Origin of the sequence: Leucobacter chromiiresistens (assembly GCF_900102345.1) — a bacterium.
GTDB lineage: Bacteria > Actinomycetota > Actinomycetes > Actinomycetales > Microbacteriaceae > Leucobacter > Leucobacter chromiiresistens.
Genome location: NZ_FNKB01000001.1, coordinates 520083 through 546199 on the forward strand (window position 1 = coordinate 520083; position 26117 = coordinate 546199).

Annotated in this window: 28 protein-coding genes; 15 read left to right on the forward strand and 13 right to left on the reverse strand. The window is 70.8% G+C overall.

Going from position 1 to position 26117, the window contains the following annotated elements:
• Nucleotides 1-6 precede the first annotated feature (6 nt).
• Entirely contained in the window at nucleotides 7-528 is a 522-nt protein-coding gene (locus tag BLT44_RS02365; RefSeq protein WP_010155756.1) for an NADPH-dependent FMN reductase, read from the forward strand.
• Nucleotides 525-1121: a flavin reductase family protein gene (locus BLT44_RS02370; RefSeq protein ID WP_010155754.1), complete on the forward strand. Its 597-nt coding sequence runs from the start codon at nucleotides 525-527 to the stop codon at nucleotides 1119-1121. Before BLT44_RS02365 ends, BLT44_RS02370 begins: the two co-directional genes overlap by 4 nt.
• On the opposite strand, the gene BLT44_RS02375 is transcribed toward BLT44_RS02370, so the two are convergent.
• The 6 genes from BLT44_RS02375 to BLT44_RS02400 form a co-directional block, all read right to left on the reverse strand.
• Nucleotides 1070-1927 (reverse strand): hypothetical protein, encoded by an 858-nt coding sequence (locus BLT44_RS02375; protein WP_010155752.1) that lies wholly within the window; start codon nucleotides 1925-1927, stop codon nucleotides 1070-1072. The two genes, BLT44_RS02370 and BLT44_RS02375, sit on opposite strands and share 52 nt — an antisense overlap.
• The gene (locus BLT44_RS02380; protein ID WP_143025951.1) at nucleotides 1924-2775 is read right to left on the reverse strand and encodes a hypothetical protein; all 852 of its coding nucleotides are present in this window, start codon (nucleotides 2773-2775) and stop codon (nucleotides 1924-1926) included. Before BLT44_RS02380 ends, BLT44_RS02375 begins: the two co-directional genes overlap by 4 nt.
• Entirely contained in the window at nucleotides 2772-3995 is a 1224-nt protein-coding gene (locus BLT44_RS02385; protein WP_010155750.1) for a hypothetical protein, read from the reverse strand. Before BLT44_RS02385 ends, BLT44_RS02380 begins: the two co-directional genes overlap by 4 nt.
• On the reverse strand, nucleotides 3992-4285 hold the full coding sequence (locus BLT44_RS02390; RefSeq protein WP_010155749.1) for a hypothetical protein: 294 nt from the start codon (nucleotides 4283-4285) through the stop codon (nucleotides 3992-3994). Before BLT44_RS02390 ends, BLT44_RS02385 begins: the two co-directional genes overlap by 4 nt.
• Entirely contained in the window at nucleotides 4282-4632 is a 351-nt protein-coding gene (locus BLT44_RS02395; RefSeq protein ID WP_010155748.1) for an SAV_915 family protein, read from the reverse strand. The genes BLT44_RS02390 and BLT44_RS02395 overlap by 4 nt, the downstream gene beginning before the upstream one ends.
• Nucleotides 4633-4861: 229 nt before the next feature.
• Nucleotides 4862-5476: a TetR/AcrR family transcriptional regulator C-terminal domain-containing protein gene (locus BLT44_RS02400; RefSeq protein ID WP_010155747.1), complete on the reverse strand. Its 615-nt coding sequence runs from the start codon at nucleotides 5474-5476 to the stop codon at nucleotides 4862-4864.
• Nucleotides 5477-5688: 212 nt separating this feature from the next.
• Between BLT44_RS02400 and BLT44_RS02405 the strand changes: the two genes are divergently transcribed.
• The 5 genes from BLT44_RS02405 (at nucleotide 5689) to lplAB (ending at nucleotide 11212) form a co-directional block, all read left to right on the forward strand.
• Complete coding sequence (locus BLT44_RS02405; RefSeq protein ID WP_010155746.1) at nucleotides 5689-6909, forward strand: MFS transporter; 1221 nt, start codon at nucleotides 5689-5691, stop codon at nucleotides 6907-6909.
• Between the two features lie 78 nt (nucleotides 6910-6987).
• Nucleotides 6988-8631 (forward strand): amidohydrolase, encoded by a 1644-nt coding sequence (locus BLT44_RS02410; protein WP_010155745.1) that lies wholly within the window; start codon nucleotides 6988-6990, stop codon nucleotides 8629-8631.
• A gap of 46 nt (nucleotides 8632-8677) precedes the next feature.
• Complete coding sequence (locus tag BLT44_RS02415; protein ID WP_010155744.1) at nucleotides 8678-9166, forward strand: Lrp/AsnC family transcriptional regulator; 489 nt, start codon at nucleotides 8678-8680, stop codon at nucleotides 9164-9166.
• A 61-nt stretch (nucleotides 9167-9227) separates the two neighbouring features.
• Nucleotides 9228-10094 carry an alpha/beta fold hydrolase gene (locus BLT44_RS02420; RefSeq protein WP_010155743.1) on the forward strand — a complete coding sequence of 289 codons (867 nt, stop codon included), beginning with the start codon at nucleotides 9228-9230 and terminating at the stop codon, nucleotides 10092-10094.
• A 68-nt stretch (nucleotides 10095-10162) separates the two neighbouring features.
• Entirely contained in the window at nucleotides 10163-11212 is a 1050-nt protein-coding gene (lplAB, locus tag BLT44_RS02425) for a lipoate-protein ligase LplAB (protein WP_010155742.1), read from the forward strand.
• Between the two features lie 220 nt (nucleotides 11213-11432).
• On the opposite strand, the gene BLT44_RS02430 is transcribed toward lplAB, so the two are convergent.
• Both BLT44_RS02430 and BLT44_RS02435 read right to left on the reverse strand, forming a co-directional pair.
• Nucleotides 11433-13370, reverse strand: a complete 1938-nt coding sequence (locus tag BLT44_RS02430) for a sensor histidine kinase (RefSeq protein ID WP_074689884.1) — start codon at nucleotides 13368-13370, stop codon at nucleotides 11433-11435.
• Nucleotide 13371: 1 nt separating this feature from the next.
• Nucleotides 13372-14157: a DMT family transporter gene (locus BLT44_RS02435; RefSeq protein WP_010155740.1), complete on the reverse strand. Its 786-nt coding sequence runs from the start codon at nucleotides 14155-14157 to the stop codon at nucleotides 13372-13374.
• Nucleotides 14158-14401: 244 nt separating this feature from the next.
• Here BLT44_RS02435 and BLT44_RS02440 point away from each other — a divergent pair, with 244 nt between their 5' ends.
• Nucleotides 14402-15100: a response regulator gene (locus tag BLT44_RS02440; protein ID WP_010155737.1), complete on the forward strand. Its 699-nt coding sequence runs from the start codon at nucleotides 14402-14404 to the stop codon at nucleotides 15098-15100.
• Between the two features lie 103 nt (nucleotides 15101-15203).
• Nucleotides 15204-16643, forward strand: coding sequence for an acyltransferase family protein (locus BLT44_RS02445; RefSeq protein ID WP_010155736.1), 1440 nt, complete (start codon nucleotides 15204-15206; stop codon nucleotides 16641-16643).
• Between the two features lie 95 nt (nucleotides 16644-16738).
• Here BLT44_RS02445 and BLT44_RS02450 read toward each other — a convergent pair whose 3' ends face one another.
• From BLT44_RS02450 to BLT44_RS02460, 3 genes are all read right to left on the reverse strand, one after another.
• Nucleotides 16739-17710: a quinone oxidoreductase family protein gene (locus BLT44_RS02450; protein ID WP_010155735.1), complete on the reverse strand. Its 972-nt coding sequence runs from the start codon at nucleotides 17708-17710 to the stop codon at nucleotides 16739-16741.
• A 153-nt stretch (nucleotides 17711-17863) separates the two neighbouring features.
• Complete coding sequence (locus BLT44_RS02455) at nucleotides 17864-18190, reverse strand: transcriptional regulator (protein WP_029608150.1); 327 nt, start codon at nucleotides 18188-18190, stop codon at nucleotides 17864-17866.
• Complete coding sequence (locus BLT44_RS02460; protein WP_143025952.1) at nucleotides 18187-18684, reverse strand: hypothetical protein; 498 nt, start codon at nucleotides 18682-18684, stop codon at nucleotides 18187-18189. The genes BLT44_RS02455 and BLT44_RS02460 overlap by 4 nt, the downstream gene beginning before the upstream one ends.
• Nucleotides 18685-18865: 181 nt before the next feature.
• Here BLT44_RS02460 and BLT44_RS02465 point away from each other — a divergent pair, with 181 nt between their 5' ends.
• Nucleotides 18866-19075 (forward strand): hypothetical protein, encoded by a 210-nt coding sequence (locus BLT44_RS02465; protein WP_010155731.1) that lies wholly within the window; start codon nucleotides 18866-18868, stop codon nucleotides 19073-19075.
• A gap of 117 nt (nucleotides 19076-19192) precedes the next feature.
• Entirely contained in the window at nucleotides 19193-19456 is a 264-nt protein-coding gene (locus tag BLT44_RS02470; RefSeq protein ID WP_010155730.1) for a DUF2188 domain-containing protein, read from the forward strand.
• A gap of 60 nt (nucleotides 19457-19516) precedes the next feature.
• Here the strand turns inward: BLT44_RS02470 and BLT44_RS02475 are convergent, their stop codons facing one another.
• Nucleotides 19517-19978 carry an Lrp/AsnC family transcriptional regulator gene (locus BLT44_RS02475; RefSeq protein ID WP_010155729.1) on the reverse strand — a complete coding sequence of 154 codons (462 nt, stop codon included), beginning with the start codon at nucleotides 19976-19978 and terminating at the stop codon, nucleotides 19517-19519.
• A gap of 159 nt (nucleotides 19979-20137) precedes the next feature.
• On the opposite strand from BLT44_RS02475, the gene pdhA reads away from it, so the two are divergent.
• From pdhA to BLT44_RS02495, 4 genes are all read left to right on the forward strand, one after another.
• A complete protein-coding gene (gene pdhA / locus BLT44_RS02480) occupies nucleotides 20138-21232 on the forward strand; it encodes a pyruvate dehydrogenase (acetyl-transferring) E1 component subunit alpha (RefSeq protein ID WP_010155728.1) in 1095 nt (364 codons plus the stop codon).
• Nucleotides 21233-21240: 8 nt separating this feature from the next.
• Nucleotides 21241-22335 (forward strand): alpha-ketoacid dehydrogenase subunit beta, encoded by a 1095-nt coding sequence (locus BLT44_RS02485; RefSeq protein ID WP_081473378.1) that lies wholly within the window; start codon nucleotides 21241-21243, stop codon nucleotides 22333-22335.
• The gene (locus tag BLT44_RS02490) at nucleotides 22332-23765 is read left to right on the forward strand and encodes a dihydrolipoamide acetyltransferase family protein (protein ID WP_074689886.1); all 1434 of its coding nucleotides are present in this window, start codon (nucleotides 22332-22334) and stop codon (nucleotides 23763-23765) included. Before BLT44_RS02485 ends, BLT44_RS02490 begins: the two co-directional genes overlap by 4 nt.
• A 369-nt stretch (nucleotides 23766-24134) precedes the next feature.
• Complete coding sequence (locus BLT44_RS02495; protein ID WP_029608148.1) at nucleotides 24135-24581, forward strand: DUF3021 family protein; 447 nt, start codon at nucleotides 24135-24137, stop codon at nucleotides 24579-24581.
• 194 nt (nucleotides 24582-24775) lie between these two features.
• Here the strand turns inward: BLT44_RS02495 and BLT44_RS02500 are convergent, their stop codons facing one another.
• The gene (locus tag BLT44_RS02500) at nucleotides 24776-26107 is read right to left on the reverse strand and encodes an MFS transporter (protein WP_010155722.1); all 1332 of its coding nucleotides are present in this window, start codon (nucleotides 26105-26107) and stop codon (nucleotides 24776-24778) included.
• Between the last annotated feature and the right edge of the window lie 10 nt (nucleotides 26108-26117).

Here is a 26117-nt window from a genome sequence, read left to right on the forward strand (position 1 = left end):
AACGTCATGTCCACACTCTCCGTCATCATCGGAAACCCGAAACCCCGCTCACGCACGCGCCTGATCGCCGAGGCCCTCGCAGCGCGCATCGCCGAGCGCACAGGCGCCGAACTGCTGCCCACCATCGACCTCGTCGACCACGCCGACGAGCTCTTCGCGTGGCCGGCGCCCCACGTCGACGCGTGGAGCGCGCAGCTGCGCGACTCCGACTACGCGATCATCGCGACGCCCACCTACAAGGCCAGCTACACGGGCCTGCTGAAGGCGTTCCTCGACCGGTACCCCGCGGGCGGGCTCCAGGGCGTGACCGCGATCCCCCTCTTCACCACCGCCTCCGACGAGCACGCCCTCGCCGTCGAGTTCACGCTGCGCCCGCTCCTCGTCGAGCTCGGAGCGAGCGTGCCCACCCGCGGCGTCGCCTTCTCCACCCCGCGATTCGACCGGCGCGACGAGCTGCTCGACGCGTGGGTCGCCGCCGAGGGCGGCCTCCTGCGCCCGGCCGAGGCGCGACTGCAGGTGCACGCATGAGCGCCGGCGCTCTCGCATTCGCCGGCGCCCCGACCGCAGCCTCGGCTCCCGCCGCGTCCGCCGCGCAGCCCGCGGCGCAGCCCGCGGCGTTCGATCAGCGCGAATTCCGCGACGCGATGGGCGGGTTCGCCTCGGGCATCACCATCATCACGACGCACGGGCCCGATGGGCCGGTCGGATTTACCTGCCAGTCGTTCACGAGCATCTCCGTCGACCCGCCGCTCATCTCGTTCTCGATCTCCCGCACCTCGAAGAGTCTCGCCGCCCTGCGCGCGCACGGTCGGGTCGTCGTGAACTTTCTGAGCGCACCGCAGCAGGCGCTCAGCGGCCAGTTCGCGCGCTCGGGAACCGACAAGTGGGCCGGCGTGACGTGGAGCCCGTCCGAGGTCAACGGCGCGCCGACGCTCGACGACGTGACCGGCTGGGTCGCCGGCGAGATCGTGCAGGAGATCGAAGCGGGCGACCACCTCATCCTCCTCGTCGCAGTCGCCGGGATCTCGACCGACCGGCGGCGCCCACCGCTGCTCTTCTTCCGCGGGGCCTACCGCGAGCTCGCATCGCCACCCGACGAAGGGGTCGTCGGCGTGCGCTGAACCAGCTCGAGTGCCGTGCGCGGATCCGCCAGCGCCCCTCGGTGCTCGGGGTGCTGGCGGTAGAACTCGATGATCTGCTGCACGCTGCGCACGTCGGAGTCGAAGGCCGCGCTTGTCGCGGTGAACACCTCCCAGTCCGTCGCGAGCATGAGGAATGCGCCCGCAGATGAGAGCTTCGTCGCTGCGACGTGGGGAGCCGTGACCGACCTGAGTTCCTCCCACGGCACCTCCGTGAGACGACTTCCCTCCGCCTGCGCGCTGATGTGCGTCGACGTCAGCGTGACCCCCCGGGCGGTGATCGCGTATGCGATCGTCCTGATCGCGAGGTCGATCCCGGCGGGCAAGCACGCGACGCCCACGGCAATGAGGGTCAGCCCCCAGTCCCAGAGCCATACCGCAGGAGGCCGAGACCAGATCAGCATGCCCAGCGCGCACGCGCCCAGGCCGATGAGGCCGAGTGCGGCTGCCGCCAGCAACCACGTCGTCGAGGCGACGGGAGTGCGGATCGTCAGGCCTCCCGAACGCCGCTCGTAACTCACCGCGCCGGGTTCGGGGTCCGTACGCCATCGGGGCCGCAGTACTGCGATGAGCGCGAGCACGCAGAAGTAGACGATCGACAGGTTGACCACGTGCTCCCAGATGTCGCTGGGCCAGGGCACGAAATCGTCGAGCACCTCCACGCGGTACCACAGGGTCAGCGCGATCGCCGCCGCCAAGCCCAGCGCGCAGATCACTCGACGAAACGTGCCTTGCGGAGACGAGGGCGGGCGCTCGGCCGTCGTCAGGAGGAATCGGTCGACGGTCATGCGGCAGCCTCCGTTCCGCGCCACCCGGACAGCATCGCATTCCGCACCAGTTCGAGCGCCGCGCGTGGATCCTCCAGCGCGTTTCGGTGCTCGGGGTGCTGCTGGAAGAACTCGATGACGCACCGCACACTGTGCGGGTCGGAGCCGAGTGCCGCAGAGCTCGCGTGGAACGCTCCGCGATCCGTTGTCAGCCTGAGCGACGTGAACAGGGGCGTGAACTTCGTCGCCGGCGTTTCACCCACCGATGCCGCTCGGAGAGACTCCCAGGGCACTTCCTCCAAGCGCATCCCCTCTGCCTGCCCGCAAATGCTCGTAGGCGCCAGCGAGACCCCGCATGTAGTGCGCACGCGCCAGAACGTCGAGATCAGGATGCCTATCCCCAACGGAAGAAACAGGCTCACCAGCCCCATACGAATCCAGCTCTTCTCCCATCCGGTAGCCTCGGCGACGCTCCAACACAACGCGACCGTCGAGCTCGCGCCCGATCCGATCAACCCCAACGCCCAGAAGGCGACGAACGTTGTCTTCGCCGCGAGCGGTGTGCGCATTCTCAACCGACCGGACTGCTGCTCGTAGCTCACACTGCCGGGGAGATACATGGTCCGCTTCGATGGCCACACTGCCATCATGACCCGGCCCCAGCAGAAATATGCGATCACTCCGTACACCGTCCCCATGAAGAGGAGTTTCGGCGTCAGCTGACCTCCGACGATGAGGGCGATACTGAGAACTCCGCCCAAGATGCCCACTGCACACGCGCCGAGAATTCGAACCGTCGGCGAACGGGATTCGGGTTTCAGCGGCGGCGGATCTCCAACGATGGGAAGGCGGAATCGATCGATGATCATCGAGAAGCCTGCGCTTCGTCTTGCAGAATCTGCCGCACCAACCGATACTCGCCGGTGAATCGATACCGCAGGCCTTCGTCAATGGCATCTCGAACTTTCAGCGGCACCCCTGTCTCCCACGCGCCCGAGACCACGCCGCTACCCCCGATTCCTCCGAGAATCGCTCCTCCGGCGCTCAAGAATGCGGAGCCGACGGCAGCTTTCACCGGGCCTATCATCGGCGCAAGCTTCAGCCCTGTCTCCGCCCCGACTCTCGCCCCCGTCGCGGCTCCGGCGGCCCCGCCCGCCAAATCGACGGCGACGGACGAAGGCGACCTCCCGCTCGACAGGTCGACACCGGCTTCGATGAGATCGTTGACAGGGCCTGCGGCCCCCAGCACCTTCACGGTCGGGTCGAGCCAACTCACGTGCAGGGCCGCTCGCTCAAACTCCTTCCGGTTCGCATCCTGCCGGTTCTTCTCATACTCCTGCCCCTCCGCGCGGCGTGCGGGGTTGCCGGAACGCAGCTTGCTCCGCTGCTCGACATGTTCCTCTTGCAGCAGTGTCTGTCGGTCGCGGAAGTCCCCGAGCCTCGCACGAGCATGCTCCTCCGCAATGATGAGCAATGCACCCACGAACGTGAACCCGTTCAGTTCGAGATAGTCGGCGAGCCCACGAATTCTGTCGAAGGAATCGAGCTGTTCGATGAGCGGATCGAAGTTCGTGTCGATCCATGCGACCGTGTCGGCATTCCAGTCGTCGACCAAGCCGCGTATCTCCTCGAAGAGCAGTGCGGCACTCTCGTAGGCGCGTCGCGCGCTCGCCGCTTCGCGCTCGGCCGCGGGGGTGAGCGATCCCGTCGAAGCGACATCGAGCGGCGGCTCGGGGGGTGAGATGTACTCGGCGCCGTCCACCGCCATTCCCGCGGCCGCAGCCTCCTCAGCGTAGCCGGCGAAGTGCCCGCGCCCGCGCGTGAGCCGGTCCGCGAAAGCTTCGAGCGTCTCTCGAACACGCTTCAGAAATCTCGGCAACTCGCTGAGTTCCATCGCGTGCACCGACGCGGTCGTGTGAAACGCCTCCATCGACTCGCCCTCCCAGCTGTACTGCACGTCGCTCTGCACGCGCTTCAGCTGGCCGATCATGTCGTCGATAGCCGCCCCCAACTGCCTGTCGAGCCACGCGCCCATCGCGTACATCGCCGAGGGGTCACCCGGAATGCGCAGGTCGATGCGGTCGGTCATAGCGATCCGTATCCCTCGAGCCCGGCGAACACGTCGGCGGCGTCCTGATCATTGTCGAGCAGCGCCACGACGACTTCCGACGTCGCCCGGCACAGGGCCTCCTCGACCACCGTTGCGAGTGTGCCGAGGTGCACGACGTTCTCGACGATGATCCCGATCTTCTCCGATGCGAGGCCACCGTCGACCACTCCCGGAAAGGCCGCCAGCGCAGCATCCACGTCGTCGATGAACGAGCGGTACTTCCCGAGGAGGGATTCGACGGCGTCTTGCTCGACGGAGATCTGCGTCATACCAGTCGACCGTTCTCGCTGAAGCCCACGGGAATCTCCGAGTCGAAGGCGACCAGATCGAACGGCTGCTCGGCCATGATCACTTCCAGATCGGCGAGGCGCACGAGCACCCACGGCTGGGCGTCTCCGCAGTGCGCGAGCAGTCGGTCGAGCGCACTGTACGCGAGCAGCGCCCGGCGCCCCTCGCGGGTCGGTCGCACTTCGGCGATCCTGCCCGCGGCGCTCTCGCGCACCGGAACGTACAGCACGGGAGGAATGGGGTACCTGACGGCCGAGGCGCGGTCGCGCTGCGCGGCGCGTTCCAGGCTCGCCAGCAGGCCGGGCTGCTTCGATTGCGCGGGATGCACGGGGACCTTTCGTCGACACTGCCCCCGTGACTCACCATACACACTGTGACTGATCAGGCACAAATCGGCGCACGACTCGCCGACCTCCTTGCGAGCGGCGCGCGGCGCGCGGCGCGCGCACGTTGCGAGCGGGGTCACTTCGGGAGCGTGTCGGCGGATGCTCCGGGCGCAACACACTCCTGAAGTGACCCCGCTGCATCGGCGGGGCGAAATCAGCGCGGCGGCTGGGTTACGTCGTCGCCTTCGCCACGCGCGCCGCGATACCGGCGAGCAGCAGATCGAGGCCGCGGTCGAAGAGGCGCCGGTTGCGCTCGGCGCCCACCGGGTGGTCGGCGAGCAGCCCGCCGAGCACGTCGCCGGCGCTCGCCGGGTCGAGGATCGTGTCGGGCGAGAGCGTGTCGAGCGCCGCCCCGAACGTGAACGCATCGATCACCTCGATCGTCGTCAGCAGCTCGCCCGCCGGGAGGCCGGCCTCGGCCAGCGCATCGGCCAGCGCGTTGTAGAAGCGCATCACATCGGGCTCGTCGATGACCGAGGTGACCATGTACTGCAGCACGCGCGGGTGGCCGGCGTACATGCGCCACGTGCGCTCCACCTCGAGGCGGATCCGCTCCTCCCACCCCGACCCCTGCGGCACATCGGCGAGGTACTGCGGCACGAGCACCTCGCGCATCGCCCGGATCACGCCATCGCGCCCGTCGACGTGATGATAGAGCGACGACACGCTCACCCCGAGCTCCCGTGCGAGCGGCACGAGCTGCAGCTCGCGTCCGGACTCGGCCAGCTCGATCGCCGCCCGCCCGATGATCTCGCGGCTCAGCCGTGCGGTCTTCGGTCGCGCCACCTCTGCCCCTCTCGCGTACTCGATCGGCGGATCCGATCGACGGGTCCGATCGACGGGTCCGATCGACGGATCCGATCCGATCCCATCCGCGGATCAATCGACAGATCCGTTTGACAGATCCTCCCACACCGGGGGAACATGTATGCGGCTAAACCGAAACGAATTCGGTTACGCTGCACCACCCGGCGACGCAGCCGGAGAAACGAGTTCCCGTGTCACGCACGCAGATCGACGCCGATCCTCGGCTCCCACTGACCCTCCGCAACGGCAGCGCGACCTTCCTCATCGCACTCGCCAGCCTCATGATGGCGAACCTCGCGCCGTTCATCATCACCGCGCTCGGCGCCCTGGGGTTCGACGCCGTCGCCTCCGGCAACATCCTCACCTGGGCGCTGCTCGCCTCGGCCGTCGTCGGCCTCGGCACCGGGCGCGTCGCGTCCGGCCGCCTGCGACGTCCGCTCGCCATCGCCGGCCTCGTCATCGCCGTCGTCGCGTTCGGCGCCGCGGCCCTCGTGCCCGCGACCGCCATCGTCGTGACCGGCCTCATCGTCGGAGGCGCCGGCGTCGGCGCGGCGATCTCCACCTCCGGCGCCGCCATCGCCGCCCTCCGCAATCCCAACCGCATCTCGGCGACCAGCGGACTCGTGAACCGGGCCCTCATCACCGTCATCCTCGCGGTCATCCCCCTCATCGGCATCACGCAGGGCAGCGTCTTCGGCACGCTCGCGCTGATCTCGCTCGTCGGGCTCGTGCTCGCCGCCTGGCTGCCCGATGCGCCCGAGCACGCCGCCCCCGTCGACGTCACCCAGAGCCTGCAGATCGCCGAGCCCCGCCGCATCACGCTCGCCGGCATCGCGATCCTCATCCTCTTCCCGATCTGGGGCACCAGCGAGGACGCGATCTGGACGATGGCCCCCGTGCTCGGCGACGTGCTCGGCATCGACGAGCAGTCGCTCGGATTCACGCTCAGCCTCTCCGCAGCAGGCGGAATCCTCGGCATGCTGATCGCCGCGGTTCTGGGCAACCGGTTCGGGCGCGCCTGGCCGCTGACCATCGCACTCGTGATCGGCGGCGCGCTCAAGGTGTGGACCGGGCTCACCGCCGATCCGCTGACCTTCGCCGTGCTCATCATCGCCGTGAGCTCGATCTACGCCTTCGCATTCGCGCTCTTCATCGCGACGGCGGCGGGGCTCGACGCGCGCGGGCGCTGGTCGGGGCCGCTGCTCGGCGCGTACCTCGTCGGCTCCAGCTTCGCGCCGCTCATCGGCGGTGTGCTGATCGACGGGCTCGGCATCGCCCCGTTCACGCTCATCACCGGTATCGTCAGCTTCGCAGTGATCGTTCCGATGGTGTTCGTCGCCCGCGTCTCCACCGGGGCCGAGCGCGCGCTCGCCCGCGCCGCGGCCCGCGACGCCGCCCCCGCGAACGCCTGACCCGCACCCCGCACCGAAGCACCAGCACCAGCACCAGCCACCAGCCACCACCACTCGAGCACCGAAAGCGAGCCCTCCATGCCGGCACCCACCACCGTCTACCGCAACGCCGTCGTCTTCACCGGACCCGCGGAAACCGCCCCGCAGGAGAGCTTCGCCGTCTCGGGCGACCGCTTCATCGCCGTCGGCGACCTCGCATCGGTGCGCGCGGCGGCCGGCGCGGAGGCCCGTGAGATCGACCTCGCGGGAGCGTTCGTCACCCCCGGCATCACCGAGGGCCACGCCCACATGCTCATGCTCGGCGAGGCGCTCGGCAAGGTGCAGCTGCGCGACGCCGATTCGGTGGCCGAGGTGCAGCGCCGACTCGCCGCGGCGCGCGAGGCGAACCCCGACGCGCAGCGGATCACGGGCGTGAGCTGGCGCTTCGACATCTTCGGCCCCGGCGAGCGGCCGACCGCCGCGATGCTCGACGCCGTCATCTCTGACGTGCCCGTCGTGCTCGACGCGAACGACCTGCACTCCGTCTGGGCGAACACCGCGGCGCTGGCGGCGATGGGCATCACCCGCGACACCCCCGACCCCGTGGGCGGCGAGATCGTGCGCGACGCGAACGGCGACGCCACCGGGTTCCTCCTCGAGACCGCGGCGGTGAAGCACGCCTGGAGCTATCTGGAGTCGGTGGCGACGGACGAGGATCGCGACCGCTTCCTCGCGAACGCGTTCTCGGCCTACCTCGAGACCGGGGTGACCGGCGCGACCGAGATGTCGTTCGGGTACGCCGAGCTGTCGACGTACAGCCGCCTGCTCGACCGCGACGGCCGCCTGCCGTTCCCCGTGAACGCGCACTGGCTGCTCACGGCTTCGGGCGACCTCGACACCGACCTCGCCGAGATCGCCGAGGTGGCGCGCATCCGCGACGAGGTCGCCGCGAAGTACGGCGACCAGTGGCTGCGCATCTCGGGCGTCAAGTTCATCCTCGACGGCGTCATCGACGCGTGCACCGCCGCGATGCGCGCGCCGTACGCGAACGGCGCGCTCCCCGGCCCGATCTGGGAGCGCGAGTTCGCGCTGCCCGTCGCCGTCGCGGCCGACGCCGCGGGGCTGCAGTTCGCGCTGCACGCGATCGGCGACGAGGCGAGCACCATCGCGCTCGACATGGTCGCCGAAGCCGAGCGGGTCAACGGCGCCCGCCCCGAGCGGCGAGCGCGCGTCGAGCACCTCGAGTACGTCGCCGACGACACCATCGCCCGCATGGCCGAGCTCGGCGTCACGGCCTCGATGCAGCCCGTGCACTGCGATCCCGCCGTGCTCGACAACTGGCAGGCGGTGCTCGGCGACGAGCGCGCGGTGACCGGCTTCCCGTGGCACAAGTTCCGCGAGGCCGGGGTGCGGCTCGCGCTCGGCACCGACGCGCCGACGGCGCCGCACGAGGCGGCCGACAACCTCTTCATCGCGCTGACCGCGCAGTCGGTGCTCGAGCGCGATCGCGCGCCCTACCAGCCGGAGCGCGTCTTCACCCCGCCGCAGGCGCTCGAGGCCTTCACCGTCGGCACGGCGTACGCGACGGGCCGCGACGACGAGCTCGGCACCATCGCGCCGGGGTTCCGTGCGAGCTTCGTGGTGTGGGCGGCGAACCCGCTCGTCGAGAACCCGGAGCTGCTGCTCGGCGCCTCGGCCGTGCTCACCGTGGTCGACGGCGAGCCCGCGCCCGCTGCGCCGTGAGGGCGCCCCTAGACTGAATCCGCCATCGATCAGCCGAGGAGGCCTCATGACGGAGCGCGACCACGCGGCATCCCACCTCGATCTCGACGAGCTGGATCGCAAGCTCATCGCCGCCCTGCAGGTCGATGGCCGCACGCCGTTCAGCAGCCTGGCGCAGGATCTGGGGGTGTCGGCGTCGTCGGTGCGGTATCGCGTGCAGCGGTTGCAGGAGAGCGGGCTCTTCCAGATCGTCGGCATCGCGAACCCGCTGAACATCGGGTTCGACCGGCTCGCCCTCATCGGCATCAAGTGCGAGCCGGGCACCGCCCCGTCGGTGTGCGAGGCGCTCGCCGAGCTGACGGAGACCAGCTACGTCGTGCTCACGAGCGGCGGGTTCGACGTCATGGTCGAGGTGGTGTGCCGCGATATCGAGCACTACACCGACCTGATGTTCAGCACCCTGCAGCAGGTGCCCGGGGTCGTGTCGACCGAGTCGTTCTTCGTGCTGAAGGCGCACAAGCTCGCCTACGGCTGGGGCGTCGGCGACGGATCCTGACGCCCGCCCGCGTTCAGCGGCTTCCCTGGTGTCCGCCGCACCGAGCCAGCAGAATGGGCAGATGAGCATCACGGAAGAGCGCGTCGAGTTCGACTTCGTCGACGCACACGGCGTCGAGATCCGCTGCTACGAGTGGCGCGCCGCCGACGCGGTGGGCGTCGTGCAGATCTCCCACGGCATCGGCGAGCACGCCCTCCGGTACGACGCATTCGCCCGGCATCTCGCCGCCATCGGCTTCACGGTCGTCGCCGACGACCACCGCGGGCACGGCGAGACGGGTCGGCGGCAGCACGACGGCGATCTCTCGCGCCTCGGCAGGCTCGGCACCGGCGGGCTGCCCGCCGCCGAGGCGGGGGTGCGGCAGCTCGCCGAGATCGCGCGCGAGCGCCATCCGGGGCTGCCGCTCGTCGTCTTCGCCCACTCGTGGGGGTCGCTCATGGCGCAGCGCATCATGAACGAGCACCCGCGCACCTGGGACGCGGTGGTGCTCTCGGGGTCGGCGTTCCGCACCTTCCGCCACATGGAGAGCGGCAACCTCAACGCCCGGTGGGATGCGCCCGAGGCGAACGGGTTCGAGTGGCTGAGCCGCGACCCCTCGGTCTCCGAGGCCTTCGCGAACGATCCGCTGTGCTTCGAAGCCGACATCCTCCGCCTCTTCGGGGTCGCCGACGGTCTGCGACTGTTCGGCAAGCCGGGCTCGGGGCTCGCGCCCGAGGTGCCGATCCTCATCGTCTCCGGATCCGACGATCCGCTGAGCCGCGGCGACGGCATCCGACTGCTCGCCGAGGCGTACCGCGCGAAGGGCGTGCGCGACGTGACCGTGAGGCTCTACCCCGGCGCACGCCACGAGATCCTGCAGGAGACCAACCGCGACGAGGTGTTCGCCGATGTCGCCACGTGGATCCAGGAGCGCGTCGCCAGCGACTGAACCGGGCGCTCGCCGGGAGGGAAACGGTGTGGAAACGCCGCGCTCGGGCGTACGCTGAAGATATGAGCATGCACGGCGAGTACAAGGTTCCTGGCGGCAAGCTGGTCGTCGTCGACTTCGACGTCGTCGACGACCGCATCACCGACTTCCGCCTGTCGGGCGACTTCTTCCTGGAGCCCGACGACGCGCTCGCCTGCATCGACGCGGCCATCGAGGGCCACCACCCGAACGGCACGATCGAGGAGTTCGCCACCGCCATCCGACAGGCCCTCCCCAGCGAGGTGCACCTGCTCGGCTTCACGCCCGACTCGGTGGGCGTCGCGATCCGCCGCGCCGTGACGGGCGCCGCGCACTGGCGCGACTACGACTGGCAGATCGTGCACGAGCCGCCCATCGCCCCCGTGCTGAACGCGGCCCTCGACGAGGTGCTCACCGCGGCCGTCGGCGAGGGCCTGCGCGGGCCGACGCTGCGCATCTGGGAGTGGAACGCCCCCGCCGTCTTCATCGGCAGCTTCCAGTCGGTGAAGAACGAGGTCGACGAGGAGCAGGCGAAGGCGCGGCACGCCCAGATCGTGCGCCGCATCTCGGGCGGCGGGGCGATGTACATGGAGCCGGAGGCGTGCATCACCTACGCGCTGTACGTGCCGGGCGAGCTCGTGCGGGGCATGAGCTTCGCCGACTCGTACGCGTACCTCGACGAGTGGGTGCTCGAAGCGCTGAAGTCGCTCGGCATCGACGCCGTGTACAAGCCGCTGAACGACATCACGAGCCCGCAGGGCAAGATCGGCGGAGCCGCCCAGAAGCGACTCGGATCGGGCGCCGTGCTGCACCACGTCACCATGGCGTACGACATGGATGCGGGCGCCATGACGCAGGTGCTGCGCATCGGCCGGGAGAAGCTCTCAGACAAGGGCACCGCGAGCGCCGAGAAGCGCGTCGACCCGCTGCGCAGCCAGACCGGCCTGCCCCGGGAGGAGATCATCGAGCGCATGATCGAGGTCTTCAAGCGCCGGCACGGCGGCACCGACGGCGAGGTCACCGAGGGCGAGTGGGACGCCGCCGAGCGGCTCGTCGAGAAGAAGTTCCTGACGGAGGAGTGGATCCGCCGGGTGCCGTAGGCGGTGCGCCGCTGCGGCGCTCGGCGGGGCCCCCGCGCCGTCGGTGAGAGATCCGGCGTCGGTGAGCCCGGGTGGCGCCGGTGAGCCCGGGCGGCGCCCCGCGCCTCGCCGTCGGTGAGGGATTCGGCTTCGGTGAGCCGAAGACCCGTTGAGGCATCTCACCGCAGCCGAATCCCTCACCGAAGCGAGCCTCGACGCGGCCCGGCGGGGCGCAGACCGCTCACCCCAGCGGCAGGCGCGCCCGCACCGCGAAGCCCTCTGCGGTCGGGCCGAACGCGACGGTGCCGCCGAGCGCCTCCACGCGCTCCCGCACTCCGGCGAGGCCGAGCCCCGACCCGGGCGCGGCGTGCTGGCCGCTCGTCGTCGCCGCGCCGTTCACCACGTCGATCTCGAGCGCGCCGGCCCCCGCCCGCACCGACACGGAGACCTCGGCGCCGGGCGCGTGGCGCATCGCATTGCTGAGCGACTCCTGCACCATGCGGTACGCGGTCAGGCCGACCGCCGGGGCGAGCGCCGATGCGTCGGGCACCCCCTCCACGACGAGCGCGATGCGCAGGCCGGAGCGGCGAGTCGCTGCGACGAGCGCCGGGATCTCGGCGATCGTGGGCTGCGGGGCGAGCGGGGCGCCGTGATCCTCATCGGTGGATCGCAGCAGCGTGAGCAGGCCGCGCATCTCGGCGAGAGCCTGCCGCGACGACCCCGCGATCGACGCGAACTCGCGCTCCGCATCGTCGCCGAGCTCGGGGAAGCGGTACTTCGCCGTGGTCGCCTGCACGCTGATCACCGACATGCTGTGCGCCACGACGTCGTGGAGCTCGCGGGCGATGCGGTTGCGCTCCTCGAGCTCGCGCCGCTGAGCGCTCAGCCCCGCGCTCGTGCGCCGCTCCTCGCGCAACGCCCCGCGATTCGCGAGCCACTGGCGCCCGAGCACGCCCCCGGCGAGAATCGCGGCCGAGACCGACGCCGACACGATCATGCTGGCCCCCGCGGCGCCGTCGACGCCGACGCCGGCCGCGGCGAGCGCCACCGCCGCTTGCGGGGCGGCCCACGCGGCCGCCGCCCAGAGCCAGTGGCGGCGCAGCGCGACGATCAGCACGAGCACGGCCTGCACGAGCAGCGCCATGACCGGCCAGGGCCACGGCCACGCGGCATGCGTCGACGCGCTCGCGAGCACGGTCGCGACCGCCGCCGCCGTCTGCACCGCGATGCCCGCCGCGGGCCAGCGCACCACGAGCACCACGGCGACCGCCTGCCCTGCCGCGATGACCATCGCGATTGCGACGTGAACCCCGTAGAGGGCCGCGAGCACCGGCCAGCCCACCGCGAGTGCGACGACCGCCACGAACGCCGCCGCGATCCACGCCCAGTTCTCGGCCGACCACGAGACGGGGCGGCCTGCTGCGAGCCCGCCCGCGGAGGTTTGGGGCGCCCCACCCGCGGAGGTTCCGGGCGCCCCGGCGGGAGCGGCTGAGAGCTCGGAAGACGCATCCGCACCGCCGCCCGGCGCCACCTGGCCGAGCGCGGCGGTGGTCACGAGCACGTCGAGTCGGGCGAGGCCGCGCAGCACCGCGGGCAGCAGCAGCAGGAAGACGACGCCCACTACGAAGTTGAACCCGGCGTTCACGAGGTGCGAGTGGGTGTAGGTGCCGGCCTCGGCACCGGTCGCCGCTTCGATCGCGATGCCCGGAAACGTCTGCTCATGCGGCGGGAGGAAGACGCCCCATGCGGCGTACGTGACGCCGCCGAGCGCGACCGCCGTCCAGGTGATCGCCAGCACCGCGGTCACCGTGCGGAGGGGGAACGCGATGAGCGTCTCGAACGCCAGGTCGGCCCAGCGGCGCGGTTCGGCGAGCAGCAGCAGCTGCCCGCGCAGGCCCGGCGACGGGCTCGCGTAGTGCGCAGGGGGCAGGTCTGCGCCCCAGGCGCGCACCCGAGCGCGCGACAGCTGCGCGGCTGCCGAGGCGGTGCGCAGCGTCAGCGGGAGCAGCAGGGCGCCGATCCACACGACGAACGTGCCGATCGAGAGCGCCAGGAGCGGCACGAGCACGACGAACGCCAGGAGCGAGAGCAGGAACCCCGGCATGATGAGGGCGTAATCGCGCCCCAGGCGGTGCAGTCGAGCGGAGCGTCGGGTGCTGCCCGAGGAGTGGTTCACCATGTCAGCTTCTCCTATTCTGCGGTGCGGCGCCAACGGCGTCGCGGTGCGGCGCCATGGGCGCCGCGGGGTCGGTGAGTTCGGGGTGATGGCGCGCGATGAGCACGATGCCGGCCGCCGCAGCCGCACCGCTCACCGCGAGCCCGGCCACCGCCGCCTGCGGCAGCGGAGCGTACTCGCCGAGCAGCAGCATGCCGATGCCCACGGCGACGAGCGGATCGAGCACCGTCAGCCCCGCCAGCACCGTCTCGGGCGGCCCGCTCGCGTAGGCGGTCTGCACCAGCCAGAGCCCGGCGAGGGCGGCGGCCAGCAGCAGGCCGAGCAGCAGCAGGATCAGCGCGCCGTTCGGCGCGCCGTGCGCGCCATCCGGTCCGTCTGCGCCGTCTCGGCGCAGCGTCGCGACGCCCGCGACCGCCACGACGTGCATCGCCGATACGACGGCGCCGTAGACCACGCCCGCGGCGGCCACCCGGGCGTGATGCCCCGCGCGACCCGCTGCGAGCAGCAGCCCGAACGCGACGCAGCCGCACAGCAGCGCGGCGAGCTGCAGCATCCGCTCCTCCGTCGGCTGCGCATCGCGGGCGTGACCGGCGCTGATGGTGACGAACGCGGCGACCGCGAGCACGGTGAGCACGATGCCCGCCGCCAGGCCCGCCGAGATGCGCAAACCCGACGAGCGGGCGCTGATGACGACCGCCACGATGAGCGCCAGTGCGCCGACGGGCTGCACGATGGAGATCGGCGCGAGCCCGAGGGCGACGACGTTGAGCGCCGTGGCGCCCGCGATCACGGCGCCGCCGAGCAGCCAGCGAGGCTGCCGTCACGCCCGCGACGCACCCGTCCGCACCGCGCGGTGCTGCAGGTGCGTTCCCACGGCGAGACCGACGGCGCCGAAGACGGCGAGGAGAACGGGGATGATGAGCATGAGCCTCACCGTACGAGTGCCCCGCGCGCCGCCGCGTCACCCTCGGGGGTGAACCCGGGTGAGACGATCGGGTGATCCTCGTCGCCCGTCCTCTCGATACGATCGAGCCATGGCGTCGACAGACCGAGACCGCGACCGAGACCGAGCCCCCATCCGGGTGGCGATCATCGACGACCAGGCGATGGTGCGCCAGGGCTTCGGGGCGCTGCTCGACGCGCAACCCGATCTCTCCGTCGTCGGCAGCGGGTCGGACGGCAGCGAGGCCGTCGAGCTGGTGCGGCGCACGCGGCCCGACGTGATCCTCATGGATATCCGCATGCCCGAGATGAACGGCCTCGACGCGACCCGCGGCGTGCTCGCGATGCCCGGTCTCGAGCACCCGCGGGTCATCATGCTGACGACCTTCGACGCCGACGAGTACGTCTTCTCGGCGCTGCAGGCGGGGGCGAGCGGGTTCCTGCTGAAGGATGCGACCGCCGAAGACCTCGTCGCCGCCGTGCGCGTCGTGGCGGCCGGCGATGCTCTGCTCGCCCCGTCGATCACGAGCAGGCTCATCGCCGATTACGTCGCGCGCCCCGCTCCCCGCGACACCTCCGCGCTGCTGTCGGGGCTGACGGAGCGCGAACTCGACGTCATGAAGCTCATCGCGGTCGGCAAGTCGAACGGCGAGATCGCCGAGCACCTGTTCCTCTCCGAGCAGACCGTGAAGACGCACGTCTCGCGGGTGCTCGGCAAGCTCGGGCTGCGCGACCGCACGCAGGTCGTCATCGCGGCCTACGAGTCGGGGCTCGTCGGCGTGGGGCGCTGACCCCGCTCCCTCCGAGGTTCTCGGCGGTTCACCCGCCGGAGTGACGCGGTGCGGATCGCCTCGCTCGTACCGTCTCTCCTTGTCCCCGACACAAGGAGCCCCCGTGACCCTCGCACCCTCGCAGCCCGACCGGCTCGCGCTCGACACCGCGCGCCTCGCCCCGCCCTTCACACACTCGCGCCGCACCCCCGCCCCGCACCGCCCGGCAGCGCCGCACCGCTCCGCAGCCTCGCACCGCTCCGCAGCCCCGCACCGCTCCGCAGCCCCGCACCGCGACACGACGATCGACGCCGTTCGGGCCGGCGCGCTGCTGATCGTCGTGGTGCTGCACGCGCTGATGGTCGGCGTGGAGCTCACCCCCGCCGGGTCGCTCCACCCGAGCGTCGCGCTCTCGGGCGAGCCCTGGTTCGCGCCGATGACCTGGGCGCTGCAGATCATGCCGCTGTTCTTCATCGCGGGCGGCTTCGCCTCGCTCGCGCAGTGGCGGCGCATGCAGCGCCGCGGGGACGGCGCCGTCGCCTACATCACGGCCCGCACGCGCCGGCTCGCGGTGCCCGCCGCGCTCATGATCGGGTCGGTCGGCGGGGCGCTGCTGCTCGCACGCGCCGTCGGCGCGGATGCAGCGCTCGTCGCGGAGGCGAGCCTGAGGATCGGCCAACCCCTGTGGTTCCTCGCCGTGTACTTCGCTGTGACCGCCCTCGTGCCGGTGATGGCGCGCCTGCACGACCGCGCGCCGCGGCTCACGGTGCTCGCGCTCGCGATCGGCGTCGTCTGCGTGGACGTGGCGAACGCCCGATTCGGCGTGCCCGTCGGATACCTGAACCTCGTGCTGGTCTGGCCGCTCATGCAGCAGCTCGGATTCATGATGCGCGACGGCATCTCCGTCGCCGTCTGGCCGCGGCGCCGCCTCGTCTGCGGGCTCCTCGGCGCCCTCGCGGCGCTGCTCGCGCTGGTCGGCGGCGGATGGTCGCCCGACCTGCTCGAGAACCTCAACCCGCCCACGACGGCGATCATGCTGCTCGGGGCCGCCCAGTTCTGCGCCCTGCAGCTGCTGCGCCCGCGGCTCGACGCACTGACGCGCGCGCCCCGCATCGCGCGCCTCATCTCACGCGCCAACGCCGCGGCGATGGGGGTGTACCTCTGGCACATGCCCGTGATCCTCGCGCTGGTGGCGGTGATGTGGGCGACCGGGCTGCCCCTGCCCGCTCCCCACTCCGCCGCCTGGTGGGCGACCCGCCTTCCGTGGCTGCTCACCATCGCATGCTGCGTGCTCCCGCTGGCGGCGCTCATCGCCCCGGTCGAACGGCGGGTGCTCGACCTGCTCCACGCGGTCGCTGCGACGCCGCCCGCGCACCCCGACGCCGGTGCCGCTCGCACGTGGGCCGCGGTGCTGAGCGTGGTGTGCGGGATCGCCGGCACCGCCGTCGCGCTGCTCGCGGGGCTGGCGTCGCCCCTGCCGTACGCGGCCGCGCTCGCGCTGCTCGCGCTGAGCATCCGCTGCGCGAGCCTGGGTGGGCGGGTTGAGCTGCCTCGACGTCGGTGAGGGATTCGGCTTCGGTGACACCTTCCGGGCCCCGATCCTCTCACCGAAGCCGAATCGCTCTCCGAAGGCGGGGCGATCCGACGCCTTACCCCGACCTACGGCTCGAGAATCACCTTGCCCGTGGTCGCCCGCGATTCGAGCGCCCGGTGCGCCGCCTCGGCCTCCGCGAGCGGGAACCGCGCGCCGATGCGGAAGTCGAGTCGCCCCGCCTGCAGCGCGTCGAAGATCTCGCCGTAGCGCCAGGCGCGCTCCTCGGCCGTGCGCACGAAGTGGCCGAGCGACGGCCGCGTGACCGAGAGGGATCCCCCGGAGTTGAGCCGCTGCAGGTCGAAGGGCGGCACCGGCCCGCTCGCCGCGCCGAAGAGCACGAGCTCGCCGCGCACCCGGAGCGCCGACAGCGAATCGTCGAAGGTGCGCGCCCCGACGCCGTCGTAGACCACCGCGACGCCCTCGCCGCCGGTCGCCTCCCGCGCGCGCCGAGCGAAATCGTCGTAGTCGAAGACCTCGGCGGCGCCGGCGCCGAGACTCAGCTCGCGCTTCTCGGGGGTCGAGACCGTCGTGAGCACCCGCACCCCGCGCGCGACCAGGAGCTGCGTGAGCAGCAGGCCGACGCCGCCTGCGCCGGCGTGCACCACCACCGTGTCCCCCTCGCGCGGCTGCGCGGCCGACGTGGCGAGGTAGTGCGCGGTGAGCCCCTGCAGGGGGATGGCGGCGGCGACGTCGGCGGCGATCCCGTCGGGCACCCGCACGGCGCGGTCCGCCGAGACCACGAACCGCTCGGCGTACGTGCCCGAGGCCTCCGCCGTTGTGACCACGTCACCGGCGGCGAAGCCCTCGACCCCCGCACCGACCTCGAGCACCAGGCCGGCCGCCTCGCCGCCCGGGGTGAAGGGGTACTCCACCGCGTACTGCCCGGAGCGCTGGTAGGTCTCGATGAAGTTCACCCCCACCGCCCGGGTCTGCACGAGCAGCTCGCCCGGCCCCGCCTCCGGGGCGGGCATCTCGGTGAACGCCAGCAGCTCGGGGCCGCCGGCCTGGGCAACGGTGATCGCGCGCATCGTGGTCATGCTGCGAGCCTACGCCGATCGGCCGGATTGGGTGGCTGCTCGGACTCGCGTTCCCTCCGATGCGCCGCATCGGCTCCTCGTGGTCGAGTGGCAGACACTGCCTCTGAGCGTCACCCGCCCGCACCTCACGATGCGCAGTCGTAATGGGCCCGCTCAGGTCAGGGTTTCGGGAGTACCGTCTGCGATGTGCGCGAGGGCAGCCAGATGCCCTTCGAGCGCCCGCTTCCCGTCGGCGGTGAGGGCGACCCAGGTGAGACGACGAGCATCGGCCCGACTCGAAGAGCTCACCTTGCGAACCGTGGCGAGACCCGCGTCGCCGAGCACTTTCAGGTTCTTCGAGAGGTGGGCGTCGCTGAGCTTGAGCGTGTCCCGAATGACTGCGAACTCGAGCTCGTCAGTTCGGCGCATCAGTGCGCAGATGCGCAGACGGACTGGTGAGTGGATCACATCGTTGAACGCGGGCTGCACGGGATCCCTCATGCGTGCGACGCGCTTCCCGCGACCTCGCTGCGAAGAGCCTGGTCGTACCGATAGCCCAGTGCGACGGTTGCTGCAAAAGCGAGTGCAGTCGGCGCCAGGCTCCACCACGGCACCAGCTCACTGAACCTGATGACGAGTGCGGCGAGCAGGCAGGAGCCGATGATCACCATCGTGGCGATGAAGATGCTTCTGCTGCGCGGGCCCGCGGGCTGACTGATGCCAACGCCGTTACGTTGCTTGTACGCGCTCGTCAGCACGGGAAGCGCGATGATCCCGGCGACGACCAGGCTCATGCTCGCAGTGACGGGAAGTGCCTGAGAGCAGACGAACAGCGCGACGATGCCGGCGAGCGAGACGTGATACCACCACGGAGTGATCATCCTTTCAGCAAGTCGCGAACCATCGTTTTTCAGGTCATCGAGAACGGCACGGGCTTCCCGAGAAGTGAGCGCAGGATCTTGACCGGACGCCATACCGCCGAAGTGACTTTCCATAGCGGCAACTCTAATTGAGGCTTTCCTTATTGGCAACCGACATTGCTGCGGCGCTGCGCACCGCACAGATGCAGGGCCCACCCCGAGACGGTCAATAGCGCAACCCCCTCGCGTTCGCGAGCGCCGGTTGAGACCGTGGAGATCCCACCCACCGTTCGACGCGATCAGGAGCAGAGCGACCATGAGCATGAGCGATCCCTTCTCGGCGGAAGTACCGGAGGCCGATGCCCTCGAGCAGCGCAGGGATGCCGGCCTCGAGAGCGAATCGAGTGCCGACGACACGATGCGCACCTCGTCATCCGAGGCGAACTCCGCCGACGCGCTCGAGCAGTCGATCACCGTGGAACTCGATCAGGACGACGCGCCGGCGGTCGAACCCTTTCGCGACTGAGACGCAGCGGATCAGCTCGACATCAGCGCAGATCGGCGCGGAGCGCGCCGGAACCCGGCACGCCGGCACCCAGCACGCCGGAACGCAGCACGCAGCACGCATCAGGAGGGCAGCACTATGAGCCAGTCGACCGTGACCACGAAGTCGAAGAACGGCCAGTGGGTGAACGAGGTAGCAGATGCCCCGCACCTCTCGCGAAGCTACCGCGACAGAGACGAAGCGGTGCAGGCCGGCCGTGAACTCGCCGCCGAGCACCACCTCGAGCATCGGATCGAGGAGTCGGCACCGACGGGAGCGATCACCGACCCCGACCCCGCGTCGCAGCGGGAGGCAGAGTTCCCGAGCCCCGATCCGCAGGCGCCCCGCTCCGACCAGAGCTGACCGGCTCCCGGCCGCCGCCCTCCCCGGGCGCGGTCGCTCCCAGAGCACCGCCCTCCCGCATCACCGGCCGGTCGCGAGCGCGGGCGGCGGCCCGCCGGCGAAGTCCTCGAAGATCAGAATGGTGCGGGTGTTGCGCACCCACGGGATCGACTGGATGTCTTCGAGCACCACGCGCCGCAGGTGACTGTTGTCGGCGGCGCGCACGAGCAGCAGCACGTCGAAGTCTCCGCCCACCAGGGCGATGTGCTCGACCTCGGCGATCTCGCCGAGCCGGGCGCGCACCTCCTGCCACCCCGTCTGGTCGACCAGGAGCGTCACGTACGCCGATGCGTGCGACCCGGCGAGCACCGGATCGGTGCGGATCGTGAAGTTCATGATGACGCCGCTGTCGACGAGCCTGCGGACCCGCGCATGCGCTCCGGCGCGCGAGATGTGCACCGCTTCGGCGAGCGCGGTCATCGACACTCGCGCGTCCTCGGCGAGCACCGCGAGAATGGCCCGGTCGGTGTCGTCCACCTGCATGTCGTCCTCCCTCGGAGACTGGATCGCGAGCCGATACACTCGTCCAGCATTTCGGCGCTTTCGCGATCAAACATACAGAAGTGCTGCTGGATCGCGCACAGACGAGCGGATTCGGAGCACAATGGGCGACATATTGACGGACGGATTCAAGGAGGAACCGTGTCCCGATCAGCGAGCGCGCTGCTGCCGCGCGACACCCCCGTGCAGCTGCTCGACGCCGAGGGCGTCGTGCACGCCGACGCCGAGTTCTCGATGCCCGATGGGGAGACGCTGCGCCGCGCCTACGCGGGCCTCGTGAACGGCCGTCGCATCAACGATCAGTGCAACGCGCTCGTGCGCCAGGGCCGACTCGCGGTCTACCCCGCTTCGACGGGGCAGGAGGCCTGCCAGGTGGCGGCCGCCCTCTGCCTCGAGCGCGGCGACTGGCTGTTCCCGACGTACCGCGATTCGGTCGCCGTGATCGCGCGCGGCGTCGCCCCCGCCGCGGCGATGGTGCTGCTGCGCGGCGACTGGCATTCGGGCTACGATCCCACCGAGTACGGCATCGCCCCGCAGGCGACACCGCTCGCCACGCAGCTGCTCCACGCCGTCGGCTTCGCGCACGCCGCCCGCCTGCGCGGCGAAGACACCGTCGTGCTCGCGATGTGCGGCGACGGCGCGACGAGCGAGGGCGACTTCCACGAGGCGATGAACTTCGCCGCCGTCTTCCACCTGCCCGTCGTGTTCTTCGTGCAGAACAACGAGTTCGCCATCTCCGTGCCCCTCTCCCGGCAGACCGCCGCACCGTCGCTCGCGCACAAGGCGATCGGGTACGGGATGCCGGGCGAGCGCGTCGACGGCAACGACGTCGCCGCGCTGCTGGCGGTGCTCGGCGCCGCGGTGGATCGGGCTCGCGCCGGCGACGGCCCCAGCCTCGTCGAGGCGCACACCTACCGCATGCTCGCGCACACGAACGCCGACGACGACACCCGGTACCGCGAGCGAGAGGCCGTGCAGGCGTGGGCCGGTCGCGATCCCCTCGCCCGCGTGCGGACGCATCTGCTCGACACGGGCGCGCTGACCGAGGCCGACGAGGCGGAGCTGGCCGCCGCCGCAGAGGAGATCGCGAGCGAGCTGCGCTACGCGATGAACGCGAACCCGCAGCTCGACCCCGAGGAGCTCTTCGCGCACGTCTACGCCGAGCGCCCGGAGACACTCGACGCGCAGTGGGGCGTGCTGCGCGATGAGATCGAACGCACGGAGGTCGACTCGTGAGCACGACGATGGCGCGGGGCGGAACCGCGCGGAGCAGGGACGCGGGCGCCGCGGGCGCGGGGGCCGCGGGGGCGCAGCGCAGGGGCGCAGTGACCGGGCCCGCGGATCAGCGGGAGACGACGCCGACGACCATGTCGATGGCGGCGGCGCTCAACCGGGCGCTCGCCGACTCCCTCGCGGCCGACGACCGGGTCGTGGTCTACGGCGAGGACGTGGGAGCGCTGGGCGGCGTCTTCCGCATCACCGACGGGCTCACGGAGCGCTTCGGCGAATCCCGGTGCTTCGACACGCCCCTCGCGGAATCGGGGATCGTGGGCACCGCGGTCGGCATGGCGATGAATGGGATGACGCCCGTCGTGGAGATGCAGTTCGACGCCTTCGCGCTGCCCGCCTTCGAGCAGGTGGTGAGCCACGTGGCGAAGCTCGGCAATCGCACCCGCGGTGATCTGCGCATGCCGCTCGTGATCCGCATCCCGTACGGCGGCGGCATCGGCGGCGTCGAGCACCACTGCGACTCCTCGGAGGCGTACTACGCGCACACCCCTGGGCTCACGGTGGTATCGCCGTCGACGCCGCAGGACGCGTACTCGCTGCTGCGCGCCGCGATCGCCTCCCCCGACCCGGTGGTCTTCATGGAGCCGAAGAAGCTCTACTGGTCGACGGGGCCGGTCGACACGAGCATCGAGGCGGAGCTGCGCCGCGCTCGGGTCGTGAGACCGGGATCGGACCTCACGCTCATCGGCTACGGCCCGTCCGTGCCGATCGCGCTCGAGGCCGCCGAGGCCGCGGAGGCCGACGGGCGCAGCGTCGAGGTGATCGACGTGCGCACGCTGACGCCGTTCGACGACCGCACGGTGATGGAGTCGGTGCGCCGTACGGGGCGCGCGATCGTCATCGCCGAGGCGCCGGGGTTCGCGAGCGTCGCCTCCGAGATCCAGGCGCGGGTGTTCGAGCAGTGCTTCGAGTACCTCGAAGCCCCGGTGCGCCGCGTGACCGGCTTCGACACCCCGTTCGCATCGCCGAAGTTCGAGCACTGGTACCTTCCCGACGCCGAGCGCGTGCTCGACGCGATCGAGACGCTGCACTGGGAGGAGTCGCGATGACCACCCGCACCTTCATGCTCCCCGATCTCGGCGAGGGGCTCACCGAGGCCGCACTGGTCAGGTGGATGGTCGCCGTGGGCGACACCGTCGCCATCGATCAGCCCATCGCCGAAGTCGAGACGGCGAAGAGCATCGTCGAGCTGCCCTCGCCCTACGCCGGAGTGGTGGTGCAGCTGCACGGCGCCGAGGGCGAAGCGCTGCAGACGGGCGCACCCGTGATCGAGGTCGGTGACGAGCACTCCGCCGAGTCGGGGCGACGCCCCAACCCCGAGAACGTCCCCGGCCCCGAGAGCGCGCTCGAGTCTGAGCGCTCCGCCGGGTCGGCAGGGTCCGTCGCTCGGAAGCCGCAAGACGAGCACGAGGCCTACCGCACCGAGGAGCGAGCAGGATCGGGCAACGTGCTCATCGGCTACGGCACCGGGCGCGGGCCCGCGAAGGGGCGCCGGCGCCGCGCGCGGAGCGGCCCCGGCACCCCGCCCGCCACGGGGGCGGTCGCGTCGGCGGAGCCCTCCGACGCCGCTCTGCGGCGCACCGTCGCCGTGCGCTCCCCCATCGTGCGGCGCCTCGCCCGCGACCTTGGCGTCGACCCGCGCCGCGTGCAGCCGAGCGGTGCCGACGGGGCCGTCACCCGCGCAGACGTGCTGCGCGCCGCGGGTGATATCGCTCCCGCCGGGCACGGCATCCGGCCGAGCTCCGGGCACGACGCCCCGTCGAGCACCGGGCACGGTGCGCCGCTCCCCGTCGCCCGCGTCGAGCGCTTCACCCCGCTGCGGCGCGTCGTCTCGCAGAAGCTCTCGCGCAGCCGCGCCGAGATTCCCGAGGCGACCGTGTGGGTCGACGTCGACCTCACCGAGCTCTGGGAGCTGCGACCGCGCATGGCCGCCGACGGCGCGCGGCCGCCGTCGCTCACCGCGATCCTCGCCCGGTTCACACTGATCACCCTGCGGCAGTACCCGATACTCGCCGGCCGACTCACCCCGCAGGGCGACGCGATCGAGGTGTACGAGGGCGTCAATCTGGGCATCGCCGTCGACACCGACCGCGGGCTCATGGTGCCGGTGCTGCGCGAGGCGCACGACCGGTCGATCGCCGACCTCGACGCCGATCTGCGCGCGCTGAGCGCGTCGGCCCGCGATGGCCGCACCCCGCCCGAGCAGCTGCGCGACTCGACGTTCACGCTCAACAACTACGGCGGCCTCGGCGTCGACGGCTCTGCGGCGATCATCAACCATCCCGAGGTGGCGATGCTCGGGATCGGGCGCGTGCTCGAACGGGCGTGGGTGGTCAACGGCCGGGTCGAGGTGCGGCGCGTCGCGCAGCTGTCGCTCGTATTCGACCACCGCGTCTGCGACGGCGGCTACGCGGCGGGCTTCCTGCGCACCGTGGTCGACCTGCTCGAGCACCCGCTGCGCGCCTACCCCGGCGTGTGAGGCGGGCCGGGAGCCCCCCTCGTCCCGCCCCGACTCCTGCCCGCCCCGGCCCCCGGAGCACCTGGGAATGCGATAGAAGGTCCGCTCCTGGAGAGCTGGGGAGCGGACCTTCTGTCGCATCCTTGCTACTGATCTCTCCCGAGAGCCGATGCTGCAATCGACGCCCGAAGCCCCGCAAGGACGCGGTGCAGATACTGAATTTGTCGCTCAGGGATGCTGCATTCTCCGCCCGACGAACTCACTGCGTTCGATGCTGCGTTTACGATCGCGCCATGAGCAGGATGAGTCGGGCGCAGGCGCCTACGTTGCCTGGTCACTACAAGCCGCAAACTTCAGGAATGTGATCAACAAGTACAGTGCGGAGACGAAGTGAGTCACCGGTCCACCCTTTCCCTGATCTGTTTCGGCCCAATCGTGTGCGGTGCGCCAATTTTCCTGTATGTGCTGGGTTACTTCCTTCTCATTGCTCCGGACTTCTCATCGGTGCTTTTCGGACTGCAATGGGGGCTTGCACTGCTCGTCCTCCCCATCGCCGCAGTGGGACTTGTTGTCGGGTTGATCGGGTACGTCTGCAGCAGAGCCACGCAACGCTTCTTCAACCGGGATCTTCCCGTACCCCATGCACTGATCGTCGGAGCGGGAAGCGGCGCAATCGGGGCGCTTCCGCTCGGTTTCCTCCTCTCTCTCTCGGAGTTCGGAGCCGGCCTTGCGATTTCGATCATCGCGAGCGGGATCTACGTCTTCGTGGTGTTCACCGTCTGCGTGCTCCTCTGGGAACGGCGCGCGCGACGCTGGAACGACGGCGCAGGCGCGTAACGCGCGCTCCGATCCGCGACGGCCCGACGGGCTCGCCTCCGCTCCCCGGAGCAACGGGAAATGCGACAGAAGGTCCGCTCCCCAGCTCTCCGGGAGCGGACCTTCTGTCGCATCATTTCGCAGGCGGGCGCCGCAGGCGGGCGCGGGCGGGCGGGGGCAGGCTCGCGGGCCCGCCCGCGTCCGCGCAGCGCCCGCTAGACCGGCACCACCTCGTTCGAGCGGGTGTTGAGCGCGACGCCCTTCGGCTCCTTCACGACCGACACGGCCACCAGCGAGACGATCGTGACGCCGAGGATGTAGAGCCCGATCGTCCACGACGCCCCGGTGGCGCCGAAGACGAGGTCGGCGATCAGCGGGGCGAACGCGCCGCCGAAGATGGCCCCGATCGCGTACCCGATGGAGACGCCCGAGTACCGCACGTCGGCGGGGAACATCTCGGCGTACAGCGCCGCCTGGGGGCCGTACGAGAGGCCGAGCCCGACGGTCATGAGGAACAGGGCGACGAAGTACATGAAGATGTTGCCGGTGTCGATGAGGAACCACATCGGCACGGCCCAGATGCCGAGCAGCACGTACCCGATCTGGAAGGTGCGCACGCGGCCGATGCGGTCGGAGATGATGCCGCCGAAGAGCGTGAAGGCGAGCCAGCCGAACGAGGCGAGCGTCGTGGCGAGCAGCACCGGGGGTCGGGCGAGGCCGAGGCCGCCGTCGGCCTCGGGCCGGGTCGCGTAGGCGGAGAAGAACGCGATGAGCAGGTATCCGGCGGCGTTGTTCGCGATGAAGATGAGGGCGGCGAGCAGCACCTCTTTCGCATGCTTCGAGAAGAGCGTCTTGAGCGGCGCGGCCGATTCTCCCTTGCGCTCCTGCAGCTCCTTGAACACCGGCGACTCCTCGACGGCCCGACGGATGAAGTAGCCCACGAGGATCAGCACGATCGAGAAGAGGAAGGGCAGGCGCCAGCCCCACGAGAGGAACTGCTCCTCGGTGAGGGTCGTGGTGATGACCCACATGGTCGCCGTCGCGAGGATCATGCCGAGCGGCACGCCGATCTGCGGGTAGGCCCCGAAGAAGCCGCGCTTGTTCTCGGGGGCGTGCTCGACCGACATGAGGGCGGCACCGCCCCACTCGCCGCCGGCGGAGAACCCCTGGAGCACGCGCAGCAGCACGAGCAGCACGGGGGCTGCGACGCCGATCTGAGCGTAGGTGGGCAGTACGCCGATCAGTGCGGTCGCGAGACCCATGAGCACGAGCGTGAGCACGAGCATGCGCTTGCGGCCCAGCCGGTCTCCGAGGTGCCCGGCGACGATCGCGCCGAGCGGCCGGAAGAGGAAGGAGATGCCGAGCGAGGCCCAGGCGACGATCTGCCCGATGGTCTCGCCCGCGGGCGCGAAGTAGAGCGCGGCGAAGACGGCGCCCGCCGCTTGCGCGTAGATGAAGAAGTCGTACCACTCGATGGTGGTGCCGACGACGGTGCCCGCGAGCACCTTGCGCCGTTCCGCCTGCTTGTCGACAGCAGTCATGGTCATGTGAACTCCA